Source organism: Streptomyces sp. AgN23 (assembly GCF_001598115.1).
Taxonomy (GTDB): Bacteria; Actinomycetota; Actinomycetes; order Streptomycetales; family Streptomycetaceae; genus Streptomyces; species Streptomyces antimycoticus.
The window spans coordinates 1,120,100-1,137,389 of sequence record NZ_CP007153.1; the positions used below are offsets into that span (position 1 = coordinate 1,120,100).

General features: G+C 71.2%; 16 protein-coding genes and 1 pseudogene. 11 read left to right on the forward strand and 6 right to left on the reverse strand.

The annotated features are described in order from the left end of the window. Positions 1 to 69: 69 nt before the first annotated feature. Positions 70 to 281 (forward strand): annotated as a pseudogene (locus AS97_RS48905) (LysR family transcriptional regulator); the annotation flags it as partial. Between the two features lie 90 nt (positions 282 to 371). Here AS97_RS48905 and AS97_RS04845 read toward each other — a convergent pair. Continuing rightward, positions 372 to 830: an Rrf2 family transcriptional regulator gene (locus AS97_RS04845; protein ID WP_236669552.1), complete on the reverse strand. Its 459-nt coding sequence runs from the start codon at positions 828 to 830 to the stop codon at positions 372 to 374. Between the two features lie 168 nt (positions 831 to 998). Here AS97_RS04845 and AS97_RS04850 point away from each other — a divergent pair, with 168 nt between their 5' ends. The 8 genes from AS97_RS04850 to AS97_RS04885 all read left to right on the forward strand — a co-directional run bounded on the left by AS97_RS04850 (position 999) and on the right by AS97_RS04885 (position 9,404). Then, a complete protein-coding gene (locus AS97_RS04850; RefSeq protein ID WP_125755383.1) occupies positions 999 to 2,117 on the forward strand; it encodes an NADH:flavin oxidoreductase in 1,119 nt (372 codons plus the stop codon). 260 nt (positions 2,118 to 2,377) lie between these two features. Then, a complete protein-coding gene (locus AS97_RS04855) occupies positions 2,378 to 2,767 on the forward strand; it encodes a TraR/DksA C4-type zinc finger protein (RefSeq protein WP_086706172.1) in 390 nt (129 codons plus the stop codon). 232 nt (positions 2,768 to 2,999) lie between these two features. After that, the gene (locus tag AS97_RS04860) at positions 3,000 to 3,944 is read left to right on the forward strand and encodes a CPBP family glutamic-type intramembrane protease (RefSeq protein WP_210564388.1); all 945 of its coding nucleotides are present in this window, start codon (positions 3,000 to 3,002) and stop codon (positions 3,942 to 3,944) included. A gap of 380 nt (positions 3,945 to 4,324) precedes the next feature. Then, complete coding sequence (locus AS97_RS04865; RefSeq protein WP_059144825.1) at positions 4,325 to 5,260, forward strand: serine hydrolase; 936 nt, start codon at positions 4,325 to 4,327, stop codon at positions 5,258 to 5,260. Positions 5,261 to 5,610: 350 nt separating this feature from the next. Further along, a complete protein-coding gene (locus AS97_RS04870) occupies positions 5,611 to 6,573 on the forward strand; it encodes an alpha/beta hydrolase fold domain-containing protein (RefSeq protein ID WP_059144826.1) in 963 nt (320 codons plus the stop codon). 163 nt (positions 6,574 to 6,736) lie between these two features. Continuing rightward, positions 6,737 to 7,390, forward strand: coding sequence for an inositol monophosphatase family protein (locus AS97_RS48455; RefSeq protein ID WP_125755377.1), 654 nt, complete (start codon positions 6,737 to 6,739; stop codon positions 7,388 to 7,390). 102 nt (positions 7,391 to 7,492) lie between these two features. Further along, positions 7,493 to 9,019 carry an LCP family protein gene (locus AS97_RS04880; protein ID WP_210564389.1) on the forward strand — a complete coding sequence of 509 codons (1,527 nt, stop codon included), beginning with the start codon at positions 7,493 to 7,495 and terminating at the stop codon, positions 9,017 to 9,019. Between the two features lie 118 nt (positions 9,020 to 9,137). Continuing rightward, entirely contained in the window at positions 9,138 to 9,404 is a 267-nt protein-coding gene (locus AS97_RS04885; RefSeq protein ID WP_059144828.1) for a GlsB/YeaQ/YmgE family stress response membrane protein, read from the forward strand. An 18-nt stretch (positions 9,405 to 9,422) separates the two neighbouring features. Here the strand turns inward: AS97_RS04885 and AS97_RS04890 are convergent, their stop codons facing one another. After that, the gene (locus AS97_RS04890) at positions 9,423 to 10,235 is read right to left on the reverse strand and encodes a helix-turn-helix transcriptional regulator (protein ID WP_210564390.1); all 813 of its coding nucleotides are present in this window, start codon (positions 10,233 to 10,235) and stop codon (positions 9,423 to 9,425) included. A 71-nt stretch (positions 10,236 to 10,306) separates the two neighbouring features. Here AS97_RS04890 and AS97_RS04895 point away from each other — a divergent pair, with 71 nt between their 5' ends. Beyond that, a complete protein-coding gene (locus AS97_RS04895; RefSeq protein WP_059144830.1) occupies positions 10,307 to 11,023 on the forward strand; it encodes an SDR family oxidoreductase in 717 nt (238 codons plus the stop codon). A 75-nt stretch (positions 11,024 to 11,098) separates the two neighbouring features. On the opposite strand, the gene AS97_RS04900 is transcribed toward AS97_RS04895, so the two are convergent. From AS97_RS04900 to AS97_RS04910, 3 genes are all read right to left on the reverse strand, one after another. Next, positions 11,099 to 12,724 (reverse strand): MDR family MFS transporter, encoded by a 1,626-nt coding sequence (locus tag AS97_RS04900; protein ID WP_210564391.1) that lies wholly within the window; start codon positions 12,722 to 12,724, stop codon positions 11,099 to 11,101. A gap of 152 nt (positions 12,725 to 12,876) precedes the next feature. After that, the gene (locus AS97_RS04905) at positions 12,877 to 14,091 is read right to left on the reverse strand and encodes a glycosyltransferase (RefSeq protein ID WP_210564392.1); all 1,215 of its coding nucleotides are present in this window, start codon (positions 14,089 to 14,091) and stop codon (positions 12,877 to 12,879) included. A 64-nt stretch (positions 14,092 to 14,155) separates the two neighbouring features. Further along, positions 14,156 to 15,469 (reverse strand): UDP-glucose/GDP-mannose dehydrogenase family protein, encoded by a 1,314-nt coding sequence (locus tag AS97_RS04910; protein ID WP_125755369.1) that lies wholly within the window; start codon positions 15,467 to 15,469, stop codon positions 14,156 to 14,158. A 263-nt stretch (positions 15,470 to 15,732) separates the two neighbouring features. On the opposite strand from AS97_RS04910, the gene AS97_RS04915 reads away from it, so the two are divergent. Further along, positions 15,733 to 16,362 carry a TetR/AcrR family transcriptional regulator gene (locus AS97_RS04915; RefSeq protein ID WP_236670437.1) on the forward strand — a complete coding sequence of 210 codons (630 nt, stop codon included), beginning with the start codon at positions 15,733 to 15,735 and terminating at the stop codon, positions 16,360 to 16,362. 46 nt (positions 16,363 to 16,408) lie between these two features. Here AS97_RS04915 and AS97_RS04920 read toward each other — a convergent pair whose 3' ends face one another. Continuing rightward, a complete protein-coding gene (locus AS97_RS04920; RefSeq protein ID WP_059144835.1) occupies positions 16,409 to 17,281 on the reverse strand; it encodes a peptidoglycan-binding protein in 873 nt (290 codons plus the stop codon). Between the last annotated feature and the right edge of the window lie 9 nt (positions 17,282 to 17,290).

Here is a 17,290-nt window from a genome sequence, read left to right on the forward strand (position 1 = left end):
CCACGGCCCGTGGGCGCACAATGCGTGATCCACATAGCCTGCGCAAGGCTGTGCCATAGGCTCGACAGGGTGCGTGATGACCGGGACGACCTGCGGCTCTTACTTCACATCGTGGCGGAGGGCTCGATCACGGCGGGCGCCCGCCGGACGCATCTGAGCCTCCCGTCGGCCAGCGCCAGGGTGCGCTCGCTCGAAGCACCACGGGCGTGGCCCTGCTGATCCGTGGCCGGCGGGGGGTGCGCCCCACCCCGGCGGGGACGGCGCCGGCCCGCCACGCACGGTTCGCCGAGCACCTGCGCCGTGCGGCCGTGTCCGAGCCGGAAGGGGGCACGGGCGTTCCGGCGATGTGAACGCGGGACGCAGGGGCCGGATCAGCGCTGTCGCGCGTGTCCCGTATCGAGGCGGCGCAGTTCCAGCACACTGTCCGCGAGCGTGCGGTCGCCCAGCGATTCGAGCACCGCTTCCTCGGCCTCCGCGGTAAGCGTGGCGAAGTACTCACCGGCGTGTGCGGTCACCTGGCACACCGGCTCCACCCCGGGCGAGCAGGCCCACAGGGGCTTGTCGCCGACGGCGCAGCGGTAGATCTCCGCCAGGGTGATCCGGTCGGTCGGCCGCCCCAGCCTGGCCCCACCGGTACGGCCCTTGACGCAGACCACCAGCCCCTCCTCCGTCAGCGGAACGAGGAGCTTGCGGACCAGGCTCGGGTTGGTGTTCAGCACGCGGGCCAACTCGGCGGAGCTCAGCGGCGCGGAGTCGTCCTCGGCGGCGACCGCGAGGAAGAGCATCAGCTGCAGCGCACGGGAGAACCGGATGTCCAACAAGGTCTCCACCTCCGTGCGCAGATCGTGGCACAGCCTACTCGACCGCGCCGTGTCGCCGTTCCCCTAAGTGCAATCGATACAGTTGCAGTTTACGGCATAAAAACTGTACCTTTCAGATTCACACTTTCGGGCTCCGGGGGAAGCCACCCCGGAACGACACGACAGGAGAGCGACACGGTGAACACCAGCGTGGCCACGGCACTGTCCCGCCCCTTCGCACTGGGCTCGGCCAAGCTGCCGAACAGGATCGTCATGGCACCCATGACCCGCGGACACTCCCCCGACGGCATTCCCGGTGAGGACGTCGCCGCCTACTATGCGCGCCGGGCCGCGGCGGGGACCGGCCTGATCATCACCGAGGGCACCACCGTCGACCACCGGTCCGCCGGTTATCACGACAGCGTCCCGCGGTTCCACGGCGAGGCACAACTCGCCGGATGGCAGAAGGTCGTTGACGCCGTGCACACCCACGGTGGCGCGATCATGCCCCAGCTCTGGCACGTGGGAATACAGCGGCCCGCGGGAGCGCCGCCGTTCCCCGACGCCCCGTCCGTGGGCCCGTCCGGGATCGCGCTGGACGGCACGCCCGGAGCGGGCGGGACGATGACCCTCGCCGACATCGACGACGTCATCGGCGCCTTCGCCAAGGCGGCGCGGGAGGCCGAGCGGATCGGCTTCGACGGCGTGGAACTGCATGGCGCGCACGGCTATCTCATCGACCAGTTCCTCTGGGAGCGCACCAATCGGCGCACCGACGGCTACGGCGGCGACCTGGCCTCGCGCACCACGTTCGCCACCGACCTGGTGGCCGCCATCCGCGAACAGGTCGCGCCCGACTTCCCCATCGTGCTCCGGTTCTCCCAGTGGAAGTCCGAAAACTACGACGCCCGGCTCGCCGAGAACCCCAAGGAACTGGAAGCCGTGCTCACCCCGCTGGCGGAGGCCGGGGTCGACGCGTTCCACGCGTCCGGACGCCGCCACTGGCAGGCCGAGTTCCCCGACACGGGATCGGAACTGAACATCGCCGGATGGGCGAAGAAGGTCACCGGTAAGCCGGTCATCACCGTCGGCTCGGTCGGTCTGGACACCGTCTTCCAGTCCGGCTCCCTCTCCGGTGCGAACGCGGCCGTGGACACCATCGAGGGGCTCCTCGACCGTCTGGAGCGGGACGAGTTCGACCTCGTGGCGGTCGGACGCGCACTGCTCGCCGACCCCCAGTGGGCCGAGAAGGTCCTGAACGACCGGATGAGCGAGCTCATTCCGTTCAGCCAGGACTCGGTGGCGTCCCTGCACTGAGCCGAGTCCCCGTTCGGAGACGCGGCGGGGAGGGGATCGGCGCCGACCGGAACGGGGGGTTCCGGTCGGCGCCGAGCACGGGGTGTGGTAGGTAGTTTAACATTCCACGACCACCTGGCATCGGGCCGGGTCGGCATGGGCGGTCCGGCCGAGTCCGGCGATCCCGAGGGGAGCGCTCCCATCCATGGCATCGCACACCGAGACGCCAAGACTTCCGGCGTGAACCGGAATGCGGACGGGGGCGCCGAGGTTATGTCGGCATGAGCGATTCATCCCGCAATGGCGCTCTGTCTCCGGCCGAGCGCGCGTCCATCCGTGAACGGCTGGTGGCCGAGCATGCCGGCACCAGGGAGCAGATCTCGGCCCTGAACCGTGAATTCGAGGGGATCGTCGCGTCGAACGCCCTGGTGGCGGTCGACGACGAACACGATCCGGAGGGGTCGAGCACCGCCTTCGAGCGGGCACATGTCGCTGCCTTGCTGGCCCAGGCACGCGATCAGCTGACCGCCCTGGACGAGGCGCTGGAGCGGCTGGACCGCGACGACTACGGGCGGTGCGCGGTGTGCGGCGAGCAGATCCCGGCGGAGCGCCTGGAGGTGCGCCCGGCGGCGGACACCTGTGTACGCTGCGCGGCCGCCCGCCCCCGCTGACCGGCGCGGCGCCAAGCGGCACCGAGCGGCACCGAGCGGCACCGAGCGGCACCGAGCGGCACCGACGATCGGACGGTGGCTCGCGGGCGGCCCGCCCCGGCCTCTGGGCTCAGACCACCGACGCGCGGTACGCCGAAGGATGTATGGGCGGTTTCATCAGTGGCTACGACCCTCGTGGCGATGTGGGACGTGAGGATGGCGGGAGTCACCGCGCCTCCCGGAGGACCTCCCCATGACCGAGCCGCACACCGGTATGCCCGCCCCCTCGACCGCCGCCGCGCTGCTCCGGGCGCTGACCGGTGGTCTGGTGATGGCCACGGCACTCGGTGTCGGCACGGCCGTGGGTCCGGTCGGCGCCGATGCCCTCGGCCTCACCGGCTTCGCGGCCCGGGTGTTCCCGGGAGCGCTGGTCACCGCGCTGGCCGTGCCACTCGCGCTCCTCCTCGTACGCCGGGGGCGCCGCTCCCCGGCGTGGCTCGGGTTGGGCGGGGCGGACGCGAGCCTGCGTGCGCTGCTGACCGGGGTGGGGGTGACGGCGGCCGCGGCCGCCCTCGTCCTCGGTGCGGGTACCGCCGCGGGCATGCTGCGCTGGTCGCGTATCGAGCCCGCCACCCTCGCCGGGTTCATCCTCTCGAACGGGGTGGTCGCCCTTCTGCTCGAAGCCCTGCCGGAGGAGACGACCCTGCGTGGCTACGCCTGGACGTCATTGCGCACCCGGTTCGGCGCTGCCGTGTCGGCCCTCGGTACCACGGCGGTGTTCCTGCTGGTGCCGGGGGCCTCGACCGTCATCGGGGCCGCGACCGCGCAGCTGACCGGCGGCGATCCGGGACCGATCGGGTTCGCACCGGACGGGCAGAATCCCGCCGACTATCTGATCCTCCTGACCGTGTTCGGACTGACGCTCGTGGCGGCCCGGACGGCCGTGAGCCGGGCTCCGCTGTGGGCCGCCATCGGCACCCATCTGACCTTCCTGACCGTCAACCGGATCGTGCTGGAGGGCGACCGGCGCGGCGCGGGCTGGCACACCGAACAGACGACACCGGACGCGGTGCTGCTCGTCCCCGCCTATCTGCTGCTGGCCGCCGCCGGTTTCGCGGTGTGCCGACGGGCCGCGCGACGGCGTGGCGCCGAGTCGCCGCCGGCGGTGGCAGAGCGGGCAGAACGGGCCCGCCCTTGAGCCGCTCGGCGCCCCAGATGTCGTTGCCCAGGACGTCGATAGCGCCGTGATCGTGGCGGATGCGCTGGGCCGGCCGCCCGACCTGCGCGGAGTCGAGATGGCCGGTGCGGATGGCGATGCCGGCGCCGCGGATCGCCCCGGCGACGACGGCGACACGTCCGCGCACTGCATCGTGATCGAGTGTCCCGCTCACCCGATGAGTGTCGCAGAACAACGGGTACACACACCGGACCGCACGGCGGTGGCGGATCAACCGTGCTGGCCCGGGGCGTAGTTGTTCCCCCGATGCCATCGCTCGGCCGATACCCCGAAGCGGGGGCGCGTTTCGCCCGGTGAGACGATGCGGTCCCCCAATCTTCAACAATCGAAAAGGAGCGCGAATGCATAAACGTCGTGGAATCGTGACCCCCCGCTGGAAAGTCGCGGCGGTCGCGTCCACGGTGGCCGTAGCGATCGCGGTTCCGGTAGCGATGGCCCAGGCTTCGGCCGAGCCGCCACCGGAGGTCAGCGCCCAGGGCGCGTACCTGCTCGACACCGGTTCCAACAAGGAGCTGATGGCCAAGGACGCCAACACCAAGCGTCCGATGGCGAGCACCACCAAGATCATGACTGCCCTCGTGGTGCTCGAGACCCGAGGTCTGGACCTCAACCAGCAGGTCACCGTCAAGCAGGAATACCGCGACTATGTCACCAAGGCGGGCGCCAGCACGGCGGACCTGCAGACCGGTGACAAGCTCACCGTCAACCAGTTGCTGTACGCGCTGATGCTGCCGTCCGGCTGTGACGCGGCGATGGCGCTGGCCGACACCTTCGGCACCGGCGACACCACCGCCGAGCGCACCAAGTCCTTCATCTCCAAGATGAACGCGAAGGCGCAGGACCTGGGGCTGGCCAACACCAACTACGACTCCTTCGACGGTGTCTCGGCCGACAGCGACAACTACTCGACGCCCCGTGACCTGGCGCAGCTGACCCGCCGCGCCATGGACAACGCCACGTTCGACACGGTCGTCAAGTCGGTGTCCACCAAGCAGGAGGCACCGGCGGCCAACGGCCACACCCGGTACTACTCCTGGGACAACACCAACCAGTTGCTGGGCTCGTACCAGGGCGCCATCGGCGTCAAGACCGGGACCACCACCCCCGCCGGACCCTGTCTGGTGTTCGCCGCCAAGCGCGGTGACAAGGAGGTCGTGGGAGTCGTGCTCAACGACGCGGACCGCTACCCGGACGCGAAGAAGATGCTCGACTGGACGTACGACACCACGACCGAGGTGAAGTGGCGCCAGCTTCCCAAGGGCGCCCAGCGGGACTGATCCACAAGCCCCGCAAAGGCGACAGCACGGTGCCCGGGCCGGACTCGTTCCGGCCGGGGCACCGGTGCCCGGGCGCCCGCATCCTCGGGTTCCGTGGAGTACGGGAGCGGACGCGGGGAAGGCGCCGGTTGGGAGAGCCGAGGGTCAGGGGCGGGCACACCGAGGGGAAGGGGCGCCCGCCCCGGAGGCTCCCGCCGTGCCACGGGAGTCTTTCCACGGCCGCCCCGGACCGCGGCCATGCTGGGCTTCCGCGGCCGCAGCCGGGCTTCTGTACCGGCTCTCGAGCGCAACTCAGCAGCCTTTGAGGACAGTTGGGGTAGCCACCCCGCCGTCCTCGAACGGAGTCGACCATGGCCTTCACCCTCGACCCTGAGCTCGCCGCGGTGCTGCAGGCCCTCGCCGAGCAAGGTGGCCCCACTCCCCCGCCCGCACGCGACGACTGGCGGACGCTGCGCGCCAGGGGCACGGCCTCGATGCGGTGGCTGGCCTCCCTGCTCCCGGCCTACCCCTCCGGCTTTCCCCTGGTGAAGGCGGACTCGCACAAGGTGCGGTCCGCGGACGGGGCGGAGATCCTCGTCCGCTGGTACGAGAAGGCCGACTCCACGCCGGGTTCCGCGGTCGTCTACGCCCATGGCGGAGGGATGATCGCCGGCAGCGTCGACCTCTACGACTCCGTCGTCGCCGGATACGTCCAGGCGACCGGAGTGCCGTTCCTGTCCGTCGACTACCGCCTGGCTCCCGACGCGGCCACCGGCACCGGCCCCGTGGAGGACGTGTTCGCCGCGCTGACCTGGTTGGGCGGCCAGGCGGCCGAGCTGAGGGTCGACCCCCGCCGCATCGCCGTCATGGGTGACAGCGCCGGGGGCGGGCTCGCCGCGGGCACGGCGATCCTCGCCCGTGAGCGGGGAGTTCCCCTCGCCCGCCAGGCGCTGCTGTATCCCATGCTGGACGACCGCACTCTCACCCCGGACCCACGGCTGACCCCGTATGTCGCCTGGACCTGGGACGACAACTGGACCGGCTGGCACGCCCTGCTGGGCACGGTATTCGGCACCGACGCCGTGCCGCCGGAGGCGGCGCCCGCGCGCGTCGCCACCGTCGCGGGCCTGGCACCCGCCTATGTCGAGGTCGGAGAGCTCGACATCTTCCGCGCCGAGGCCGTCGCCTACGCACAGCGGCTCGCCGAGGCCGATGTCTCCACCGAACTGCACGTCCACAGCGGGGCCATCCACGAGTACGACCGCCTCGCCCCCGCCTCCCGGCTCGCCCGCCGGGCCATGGAGGACCGCAGGCGGGTGATCTCCGCACTGTGAGGGCCCGTTATGAGCCGGAGCGCAGATCCGGCACCACTGGCCCGCCCGCGTCGATCAGGCCGGTCGAGCAGGATGCGTCCCGCGAACCCGTCCCCGCCATCAGCCGGCCCCACCGCCACGTGGCGATCCGCCCGGGCCGAAGCACGCGCTTCGGCCCGGGCGTGTGCTCCGGGTCACCGAAGCCGTTCGCACCGCCGGCGAACTGCTGCGAAGGCGCCACTCCCCACAGGCCCACGGCGTGTCCCTGGACGAGATCGTCACGGAGATCCACGCCAATGACGACGCCGCACTCGACGTCCTGAGGGCGCCGCTGATGGCCGCGAGGCCCGGCGCGCGCTGGGCCGAGGACGAGCTGGAAGGCGGTGCGCTGCCTCCGGGCGAGTGGTGGATCGTCGACCCGGCCGAGGGCAACATGAACCATGTGCACGGCATGGACGACTGGGCCGGGACCGCCACCCTCGTCCGCGACAACCACCCGGTCCTCACCGTCGTCCACCTTCCGCCGACCGGCGACTGGTACACCGCGGTGGCCGACCACGGCGCCCATCTGAACGCCGCGCCGCTGCGGGTGTCGGCCAACATGACCAGCATCGGCATCCTCGGCACCGGACGCGTCGGCAGCGGTCTCGCCCGCGCCCTCGCCACCGCCGACCACCAGATCACCCTCGGCCACCGGCAGCCGCGCCAGGAGGCCGAGGTCATCGAGGACCTCGGTGACATCACCACCGCCCGCGCGACCGAAGCCCTCGTCCTGCTCGTGCCCCATGTGCTGCGCCGCCACGGACTCCGGCCGTTCGCCGTCTCCCTGGCCCGCTGAACCTCCGCGCACCAACCGCAGAGCCTCCGCGCGCCAACCGCAGAACCTCAAGCCAACATCGTTCGTCTTCTCCTTCGAACAGCCGCCGGACGAAGGACGCGCATGACAGGCAGAGACGGGGAGACGACGGGGAGCCCCACCACGGGGCCGGCCGACCGTGGCGGGCAGCGCAAGGGGCGCCGCCCGCTGCGGATCGCTCTGCTGATCGTGGTGTCGTTCCTGGTGCTGCTCGGCGGCGGGGCCGGCTGGCTCTACTTCAAGCTGAACGGCAACATCACCACCTTCGGGGCGGACGGGCTCTCGGACAATCGGCCCGAGGGCAACGCCGCCGGCCAGAACGTGCTGGTCATCGGATCGGACACCCGGTCGGGCGACAACAGCAAGCTGGGCGGCGGCACCGGAGACGTGGGCCGTTCGGACACCGCCCTCCTGCTGCATGTCTACTCCGATGGCAAGCACGCCGTCGGGGTGTCGATACCCCGCGACACCCTGGTCGACATCCCGTCCTGCCGGCTGCCCGACGGCAAATGGACCAGGACGCAGCGGAACACCATGTTCAACTCGGCGTTCTCCGTGGGCGAGACCGCGCAGGGCAACCCGGCCTGCACCCAGAACACCGTCGAGAAGCTGACCGGCCTGCGCATGGACCACACCGTCGTCATCGACTTCGCGGGCTTCGCGCGGATGACCTCGGCGGTCGGCGGGGTGCAGGTGTGTGTGCCCCAGGACGTCTACGAACGCGATTTGAGCCCCCATCGCGGCACCCGCGGCAAGCGCATCTTCAGCAAGGGGGTGCAGACGGTCTCCGGGCAGAAGGCGCTGGACTACGTCCGCATCCGCCACGGCATCGGCGACGGCTCGGACATCGGACGCATACAGCGGCAGCAGGCCTTCATCTCCAGTCTGTTCAAGAAGGTGAAGGGCCAGGGATTCGCCCCGACCACGCTGTATCCGCTGGCGGACGCGGCCACCAAGTCGATGACCGTGGACCCGGGGCTCGGATCGGCCAAGAAGCTGATGTCCTTCGCCATGTCGCTGAAGGACATCGATCTGCACAACACCAAATTCCTCACCATCCCCTGGCGCTACCAGGGCGAACGCGTGGCCGTGGTCCAGCCGGACGCCGATGCGCTGTGGGCCGACATCAGGGCCGACCGCACCATCGACGGGAAGGCGGCCGGTGGCAAGAAGGACGGGCATCGGCCCTCCGCCACCCCGAGCGGCACCCCGAGCGCCACGTCCACCGTGGCGGGCGCGGGCATCAGCGTCACCGTGTACAACGGCACCACCACCCCGGGGCTCGCCGCACGCGCCGCGGACACCCTCAGGACACATGGCTTCACCGTGGCCGGCGCCACGAACGCCGGCAGCCAGGACCATGCCACCACGGTGGTCGGCTACGGCCCCGGCGAGCGGGACAGGGCCCAGACCGTGGCCCGGTTCTTCCCCGGCGCCGGACTGCGGCCCGCCACCACCGCGGGCATCAGCCTCACCCTGGGGCAGACGTACCTCACCGCGCCCTCTCCCGGCGCCTCCGCGCCCTCCACGCCCTCCGCGCTGCCCTCGAAGGTGGCCGAGGACGCCCGCTCCGCCGACGACGACCCCTGCTCCAATCTGTCCTACGGCTGACCGGCGTTCTTCACGCACTGTTCAGGCATGGCGCACGCTCTCCCGGGCATCCGGAGATCAAGCCGCTCCACCCCGGCACGGCACGACCGCACCAGAGCACAACGAAGGGGACGACAACGTGGGCATCGTCAGCTGGATCATCCTCGGCCTGCTGGCCGGAGTCATCGCCAAGATCCTTCTCCCCGGGCGTGACCCCGGCGGGCTGGTCGGCACCACGATCATCGGCATCGCGGGGGCCTTCGTGGGCGGCTGGATCTCCGCACAGTTCTTCGACCGGGAGGTCCAGAAGGAGTTCTTCGACCCCGCCACCTGGGGCGCGGCGATCGGCGGCTCGTTCGTCCTCCTCGTCCTGTACCGCCTGCTGTTCGGCAATTCACGGGACTGACGGCGCGCGGGCCACGCCTCAGGACGCCGCCGCGCCCGCGAGCCGGCGGATCGTGCGGGCGGAGGGCGACCCGGGGTCGGCCGTGATCAGGACCACCTCCTGGTCGTCCTCGGGTACCAGCAGGACGTCGCAGTTCACCTGGAGCGCTCCGGCCGTGGGGTGGTCGATGGTCTTGGTCCGGTGGCCGGGCGCATGGACCGGTCGCTCGTCCCAGATCTGCCGGAACTCCTCGCTGCCGGTGTGCAGGTCGCCCAGCAGCGCGGTGAGCGCCGTGTCATGGGGGTAGCGGTCGGCGGCCCGGCGCAGCCGTGCCACCACGATGTGGCCGAACTCCTCGGCGCTGGAGCTCTCGTACACGTGGCCCCGGGCCAGGAAACGGCGGCGGGCGAGATTGCCGTGCCGGCCGAGGTCGTCGCCGAGCAGGGCCTGTGCCAGCGGGTTCCAGGCGACCACGTCGTAGGCCGCGTCGGTGACAATCGCCCCGGTGTCGGGCAGCCGCCGCAGCATCTGGGCGATATGCGGGCGGACCCGCCGCACCGCCCGCACCCCCGGGGGCTCGCTCGTCCCCGCGAGCCGGAACAGATGGCTGCGCTCGGCGGGCGCGAGCCGCAGCGCCCCCGCCAGCCCGTCCAGGATGCGCGGCGAGGGCCGAGGGCCCCGGGCCTGTTCGAGGCGGGTGTAGTAGTCGACCGACATATGGGCCAGCTCCGCCACCTCCTCCCGCCGCAGACCCGGCGTACGGCGGTGCGGGTCGGCGGGCAGACCGATGTCCTGGGGGCGCAGCCCCTCGCGGCGGTCCCGCAGGAAGCGGGCCAGTTCGTGCCTCGCCATGCTGCCTCCTTCGGCTGCCTGGTACAGGTTGTCCCTGGCAGGGTGGCCGTGGCCGGGGAACCCTTGATGTCATGAACGATCGCACAGCACTGGTCACCGGTGCCAACAAGGGCATCGGCAAGGACATCGCACGTCAGCTCGGAGCCGAGGGGATCACCGTCTACGTGGGCTCGCGCGACGCCGAGCGGGGGCGCCGGGCCGTCGAGGAGATCGGCGGCGGCGCCCGGCTGATGGTGCTCGACGTGACCGACCCCGAAAGCATCGCCTCGGCCGCCGCGCGGCTGGACCGGCTGGACATCCTGGTCAACAACGCGGGGATCATGGTGGACGGCGCCACGGCGCCCGAGGCGGATCTCGAGGGTTTCCGCCGGACCTATGAGACCAACGTCTTCGGTGTTCTCGCCGTCACCAACGCCTTTCTTCCGGCCCTGCGCCGCTCGCCCGCGCCCCGGATCGTCAATGTCTCCAGCGGCACCGGTTCGCTGACCTGGAGCGCGGACCCGGAGCAGCCGTTCGTCTTCTCCGCCGGATCGGGTGCGGCCTATCGCTCCTCCAAGACGGCCCTGAACGCCCTGACCCTCTACACCGCACAGGCTCTGGCCTCCGAAGGCTTCAAGGTCAACGCACTGGCCCCCGGGCTGCGCAGGACCGATCTGAACGCCCGCGCCGCCGAGAGCGACGGGGATCCGGCCGAGGCCGCGGCGGGCGCGGTCCGGCTCGCCCTCCTGCCGGACACCGGGCCCACCGGCGGGTTCTTCTCCTGGGACGGCACGCCGGTGCCCTGGTAGGCCCCGGTTCGCACGGGCCGTACGGTGGCGGCTCCCGCCCGCCGCCTCGGCGTCCGCCCGCTCCCGCCGACCGGATCAGTCGGCGGAGAGCTGGGTGTTCGGCACCCGCCAGGCGGCGATCACGAAGGCGATCAGGCCCACGGCGGCCCCGGTGAGGAACACCACACGCAGGGCGCTCACATAGCCCTCCAGGAACGGCTGCGCCACGCCCGGATCGAGGTGGCGGAGGAAGGCCGAGTCCTCCAGGTTCACCCCGCCGTCGGGCCGCAGCACGCCCTTCAGCGCCTCCGCGTTCGCCGGTTCCCCGGCCAGCCGGCGGAACGACGCGTCCTGGGAGGCCACGGCCAGGCGCTCGCCGATCCGCGAACCGGCCAGGGAGAAGAGGATGGACAGGAAGGCCGCGGCGCCCACCGTGCCGCCGTTGGAGCGGAAGAAGTTCACCGACGCGGTGGCCGCTCCCATGTCCCGTCCGGGCACCTCGGACTGGGCGAGCGTAGTGATCGTCTGCATCGCCGCGCCCAGGCCCGCCCCCATGAACACCATGCCGATGGCGACGTACCACAGCGGGCTGTCGTCCCTCAGCGTGGCGAACACCAGCATCGAGAGGGTGAGGGAGCCGACTCCCGCCACCAGATGGACCTTGAACCGGCCCGTCCGTGACATCAGCCGGCCCACCGCCAGGGTCACCGTCACATTCGCCGCCATGGTGGGCAGCGTGGCCAGGCCCGCCTTCATCGGGCTCATGCCCTTGGCGAGCTGCAGATACAGCGGAAGGGTGGTCATGGCGCCGAACATGGTGATGCCCACGGTGAAGTGCAGCACGGTGCCCAGCCGGAAGGCGCGGATGCGGAACAGCTTGACCGGCAGCAGCGCGGCGTCCGCCATCCGCCGCTCCAGCAGCACGAAGGAGACCAGCCCGACCACTCCCACCGCGTACATCACCAGCGCCCGGGGAGAGCCCCAGCCCCAGCTCCGCCCCTGTTCGGCGACGATGAGCAGAGGCACGATCCCGACCGCCAGCGTCAGCGCCCCGCCGTAGTCAAGGCGGTGTCGTACGGGCTGGTGGGGCACGTGCAGCACCCGCAGGATCACCACGATGGCGAGCGCCGCCAGCGGTACGTTGACCAGGAAGATCCAGCGCCACCCGTCGAGTCCCAGCAGAGTGGCGCGCCCGGCGAACACCCCGCCCACCAGCGGGCCGACGACACTGGAGCCGGCGAACACCGCCGTGATGTAGCCCTGGTAGCGGCCGCGCTCCCGTGGCGAGGTGATGTCGGCGATGATCGTCATGGCGAGGGACATCAATCCGCCACCGCCGAGGCCCTGGACCGCCCGGAAGGCCGCGAGCTGGTGGATGGACATGGCGAATCCGCACAGCAGCGACCCGAAGGTGAACAGCACGATGGCGGTCAGATAGACCGGCCGGCGGCCGTAGATGTCCGAGAGCTTCCCGTACAGCGGGGTGACGATGGTGCCGGTGACGAGATAGGCGGTGGTCACCCACGCCTGGGCGGTGAGGCCGTGGAGATCGTCGGCGATGGTGCGCAGCGCCGAGGAGACCACGGTCTGGTCGAGCGCGGCGAGGAACATGCCGAGCATCAGTCCTGACAGCACGGTGACGACCTGGCGGTGGGTCAGCCGGGCGGGGCTCTGGGGCTCGGTGGGCTCGGTGGGCTCGGTGGTGGTGGATGAGGACGACATACGTACCTGCGAACCTTCTCTGCCGCGCGTGGGGGCCGGGGAAAGCCGGGGCTCGAAGCCCGGAGCGGGGAGTCGAAGCCGGAGGCCGGGAACAGCGGAGGCCGGGGAGGAGCGGAGCCCGGGCGCGGGGCCCGGGCTCCGGGTGCCGGGTGTTATCCGGCCATCTTCTCCAGATCGGCGACGGCACTGTCGATCTCCGGCAGCGCCAGCATCTCCAGCCGCGCCCGGCGAGCCAGGGCGCGGCAGTCGTCGTCGGCCAGCAGCTCACGGCAGACGGTGGTGATGCCGTCCGGCGTGGGGTCGGTGATGTGCCGGCCGAGGCCGAGTTCCTCGACCCGCTGTGCGTTCCCGGGCTGATCGCCGAACTGGGGCAGTACCGCCATCGGCGTGGCCGTGCGCATCGATTCGCGGATGCTGTTGAAGCCGCCGTGGGTGAGGAAGAGGTCCACGGATTCCAGCAGCAGGGGCTGTGGCAGCCGCTTGGTGAGGTGCACATGCGGCGGCACCCCGTCGGTGTCCACGGGGAGACCGGCGGTGGCGAGGACGACCGTGCACTCCTCCAGCCGCGACACCCCCTGGATCATGGCGCGCAGGGTGTCCACCGGGTCCGGCAACGGCATGGGCGACGCGGGGATGTCCGCCTCGCTGTTGCCGTGGAACATGGGGATCGCAGTGCCGATGGCGGCGAACATCAGGGACCGGTCGGTGGGCAGTTCGGCGACCCAGCGCGGCAGCACGGCACCGCGTTCCACGTCCACCGTCTGCCGGTAGGACCAGGAGGCCGGCAGATGCCGGGCGAAGGAGAAGGCCGGTGGCACGTAGTCGATGCGCCCGTGCGGGATGAGCGACAGCGGGTCCTCGGCGGTGGCCAGTCCCTGCCGTGTCCGCAGGGCGTTGAGGCCCGGCAGTATGCCGGCCGGGTCGAAGGTGTTGGAGGCCCCGGAGGGGGTGGACAGCTGAGGTATGCCGAGCGCCTCGGCGATGACGCAGGAGGCGAGGTCCATGCCGTCGCGCAGGATCAGGTCGGGGCGGAAGGCGTGTGCCACGGGGAGCAAGGTGTCCAGCAGCATCGTGGCCATCGGGCCGGACACGGCCTTGGTCATGAGGCGCAGTACGCGCGCCTGCGGCGGCTCGCCGCCCGCCTCCGGCGGACCGCCCTGGGCGTTCTCCTCGGCCAGTACGGTGCCGAGGAAGGCGGATGGGCTGAAGTCGCCGATGGCACTCGTCACCCGCACCTCCTCCCGCTCGAACACGAAGGCGAGGGCAGGAGTGGTGACGACCAGCACCTCATGGCCGGCGGCCGCGAGGGACCGGGCCAGGGGAAGCTGGGCCCGGCCGTGGGAGGGGCTGCCGAGCGTGGTGAACATAACCCGCAACGCAGGGGCCTTTCTGTGGGAAGGGGTCTCGTACGGCGAGAGAGGGCCGGGGCGCTCAGCCCGCCATCGCGAGCGTGCGGCCGATGCCCTCGCAGGTCAGCCCGGCGCGGCGGAGCCGGTCCGGGTCCAGGAGGTTGCGGAAGTCGTAGACGTGCGGGGATGCGAGCAGTCCGGCGATGTGCTCCCAGTCGAGGTCGCGGAACTCCGGCCACTCGGTGAGCACGAGGCAGGCGCGCGCTCCCCTCAGGGCCTCCTCGGGGGTGTCGGCGAGGATGAGCAGATCGCTGAGGTCGGGGCGGGTCTCGCTGAGGGCGGGGTCGTAGGCGTGCAGCTCGGCGCCCCGCTCCTTGAGCAGCCGGGCGATGGCCAGAGCCGGTGAGTCGCGCAGGTCGGAGGTGCCCGCCTTGAAGGCCAGGCCCAGCACGGCCAGCCGTACGCCGCGCAGCGAGCCGTCGCCCGGTGTGCACCCGGCCACCACCCGCTCGACGAGCCGCCGCTGGTGCTCGACGTTGGTCTCGATGGTGGCGCCCAGCAACGGGAAGTCCACTCCCGACTCCTGGCAGATGGTCAGCAGGGCGTGGGTGTCCTTGGGCAGGCAGGAGCCGCCCCAGCCGGGGCCCGGCCGCAGGAACGCCGAGCCGATGCGGGGGTCGTGGCCGATACCCGCGAGCACATCGTCCACATCGGCGCCGAAGTGCTCGCACAGCGTGGCGAGGTTGTTGGCGAAGGAGAGCTTCATGGCCAGGAAGAAGTTGGCCGCGTATTTGGCGAGTTCGGCGCCAGCGGCGTCGGTGAGCACCAGCGGGGCGTCGAGCCCGGCGTACAGGCCGGCCACCCGCCGCGCCGCGTCCTGGTCCGCGGCGCCGACCACGATGCGGTCGGGGTGGAGGAAGTCACGCACCGCGTAACCCTCCCGGAGGAACTCCGGGTTGCTCACCACGGCCACGTCCGGACGGTTCAGCAGCGCGGCGACGCGCGCGGCGGTGCCGACGGGCACGGTGGACTTGTTGACCACCACGCTGCCGTGCGGCAGTTCGTCGCGGATCTGGTCCGCCACGGCCTCGACGGCGGCCAGGTCGGCGGCGCCGCCGACGCCCATCGGGGTCGGCAGGCACAGGAACACCACATCGGCGGCGGCGACCGCGGCCCGGGTGTCCCGGATGAACTCCAGCCGCCCCGAGTCCAGTCCCTCGCGGACGAGTTCGGGTAGGCGGGGCTCGAGGATGTCGACCTCTCCCCGCCGGAGCCGCTCGACCTTGTGGCGGTCGGTGTCCGCGCACACCACTCGATGGCCGAGGGCGGCCAGACAGGCGCCGGTGGTCAGTCCGACGTATCCGGTGCCCACCACGGCAACGCGTCGTATCTGCACAGGGTTCACCACTTCTGCTGGGGGTCAGATGCGGGCACGTGGCAAGGGTCGGCCCGGCGGCCGCCCAGTCGCGGACGACCGGGCCGGACACGCTCGTCCGGCCGGGACCGCGCGGGCCGGCGACCAAAGTCACCACGCGTTGACAAAACATAACGCGTTGACCCCGATCTTGGTCAACAAGTGATGACAACGGTGGATGACTTCTGGACATGCGAGGCTGAATCGGCAGCATGTACGGCACGGTCCAGGCGGAGGTACGACAAGTGAACCGGGCAAGCGACCCGCGAGGGTGCGACGATCTTTCCCCGCGCGCCCGCAGATACGACGCGGCGGGCACGCGCAGCGCACTGCTGGGTGCCGCCGCGCTGCGTTTCGCCAGGTACGGCTACGACCGCTGCAGCGTGCGCGACATCGCCAAGGACGCGGGGGTGGACGCCGCTCTGGTCTACCGCTATTTCGGCTCAAAGGAGGCGCTGTTCGACGCCGTCTCGACCAGCACCGGCCTGTTCGAACCGCTGCGCCATCTGCCACTGGACGAGGTGTCGGCGTGGATCTGCGATGTGGTCTCGATGGGGCCCACCGAGGAAGAGGCCCCGCATCCGCTGCTGACCAAGCTCCGCTCCTCCAGCCGGGAGGAGACCGTGGGGCGGCTGCGCGAGGAGGTCACCGAGGTGTTCTCGCAAGGGTTCGCGCGGCGCCTGGAGGGCGAGGACGCCGAGCTGCGGGCCGAGTTGCTGGCCGCGTGGCTGATGGGCATCACCCTGCTACGGCTGGCCATCCGCTCACCGGCGCTGGCCGCCACGCCGGACGACACGCTGCTGCGCTTCCTGCGGGCCGGTATCGATCCGCTGCTGGACGCGGACTGCCCCGGGCGCGGAAGCGAGGACCGCTGATCCTCTCCTCGCTCCGCCCCCGGGGCAGGGGAAACCCGTGCCGCGGCTAGACGTTCGGCACGCGCAGCTTGTCCCAGCTGGTCTTGCCGGGGATGCCGTCCGCGTCATCGCCGGAGTAGCCCAGTTCGCGCTGCCAGGCCGCGTAGGACTTGCGGTCCGCCTCGGTCCAGTCGGGGCTCGGGCCCTCCTCGTAGCGTCCGCAGCCCTCGGCCACCAGCCGCTTGCCCATCGCCGTGATGATCTTGCTTACCCGGCCGGAGCGGAAGAAGTCGGCGCCCGGGAACGGCTCATAGGTCGCCGGCGGCTTGGAGGCGGGGCCGTCCGGCTTGGCGTCGAGCCGCTTGGCGATGCGGCCGCGTATGGAGTCCATCGTGAAGCCACGCGGGTCGATCTTGCCCGGCTGCCACTCCAGATGGCCGATCACCGACCGCTGGGTCCAGCCGTGGGCGCGGCAGATGGCCGCGGACACCTTCTCGATCGCCAGCTTCTGCGCCTCCGGCCACGGGTCCTCGCCATCGCCGAGGTTGATGCACTCGAAGCCGTAGAAGTGGCGGTTGCCGTCGGTGTCCGCCTCGTTGTCCGGCGGCAGCGCGGATTCGTCGACGACGGCTCTGAGCACGTCGCTGTCGCCCAGCCCCGCGTGGTTGGCGCGGCCGTGGCCGACCATGTGGACCGCGCCGGCCTTGTCGATGACGCCGTGGCACAGCGGTCCCGGCAGTGCGGCGTGTCCCTCGTAGCACAGCTCCACGGAGGAGTCCGTGCCCTTGGTGACGGTGTGGTGGATCATCACCCCGTTGACCGGGCCCCAGGGGCCCTTGGAGTTGCGGTTGTGAGTGCGCCAGTCGCGGTACTCATGGACTTCCAGTCCCTCGTCGCGAAGCGCCTTGAGCAGACGGTCGGCGGTGAGCGGCGTGGCCATGGATGTGCT

What these genes read in the sequence shown, in the direction of transcription:
- AS97_RS04865 (WP_059144825.1), top strand. Translation starts at nt 4,325, where the DNA reads ATGCATAAACGTCGTGGAATCGTGACCCCCCGCTGGAAAGTCGCGGCG.
- AS97_RS04870 (WP_059144826.1), top strand. Translation starts at nt 5,611, where the DNA reads ATGGCCTTCACCCTCGACCCTGAGCTCGCCGCGGTGCTGCAGGCCCTC.
- AS97_RS04900 (WP_210564391.1), bottom strand. Translation starts at nt 12,724, where the DNA reads ATGTCGTCCTCATCCACCACCACCGAGCCCACCGAGCCCACCGAGCCC.
- AS97_RS04905 (WP_210564392.1), bottom strand. Translation starts at nt 14,091, where the DNA reads ATGTTCACCACGCTCGGCAGCCCCTCCCACGGCCGGGCCCAGCTTCCC.
- AS97_RS04880 (WP_210564389.1), top strand. Translation starts at nt 7,493, where the DNA reads ATGACAGGCAGAGACGGGGAGACGACGGGGAGCCCCACCACGGGGCCG.
- AS97_RS04920 (WP_059144835.1), bottom strand. Translation starts at nt 17,281, where the DNA reads ATGGCCACGCCGCTCACCGCCGACCGTCTGCTCAAGGCGCTTCGCGAC.
- AS97_RS04855 (WP_086706172.1), top strand. Translation starts at nt 2,378, where the DNA reads ATGAGCGATTCATCCCGCAATGGCGCTCTGTCTCCGGCCGAGCGCGCG.
- AS97_RS04895 (WP_059144830.1), top strand. Translation starts at nt 10,307, where the DNA reads ATGAACGATCGCACAGCACTGGTCACCGGTGCCAACAAGGGCATCGGC.
- AS97_RS04860 (WP_210564388.1), top strand. Translation starts at nt 3,000, where the DNA reads ATGACCGAGCCGCACACCGGTATGCCCGCCCCCTCGACCGCCGCCGCG.
- AS97_RS04890 (WP_210564390.1), bottom strand. Translation starts at nt 10,235, where the DNA reads ATGGCGAGGCACGAACTGGCCCGCTTCCTGCGGGACCGCCGCGAGGGG.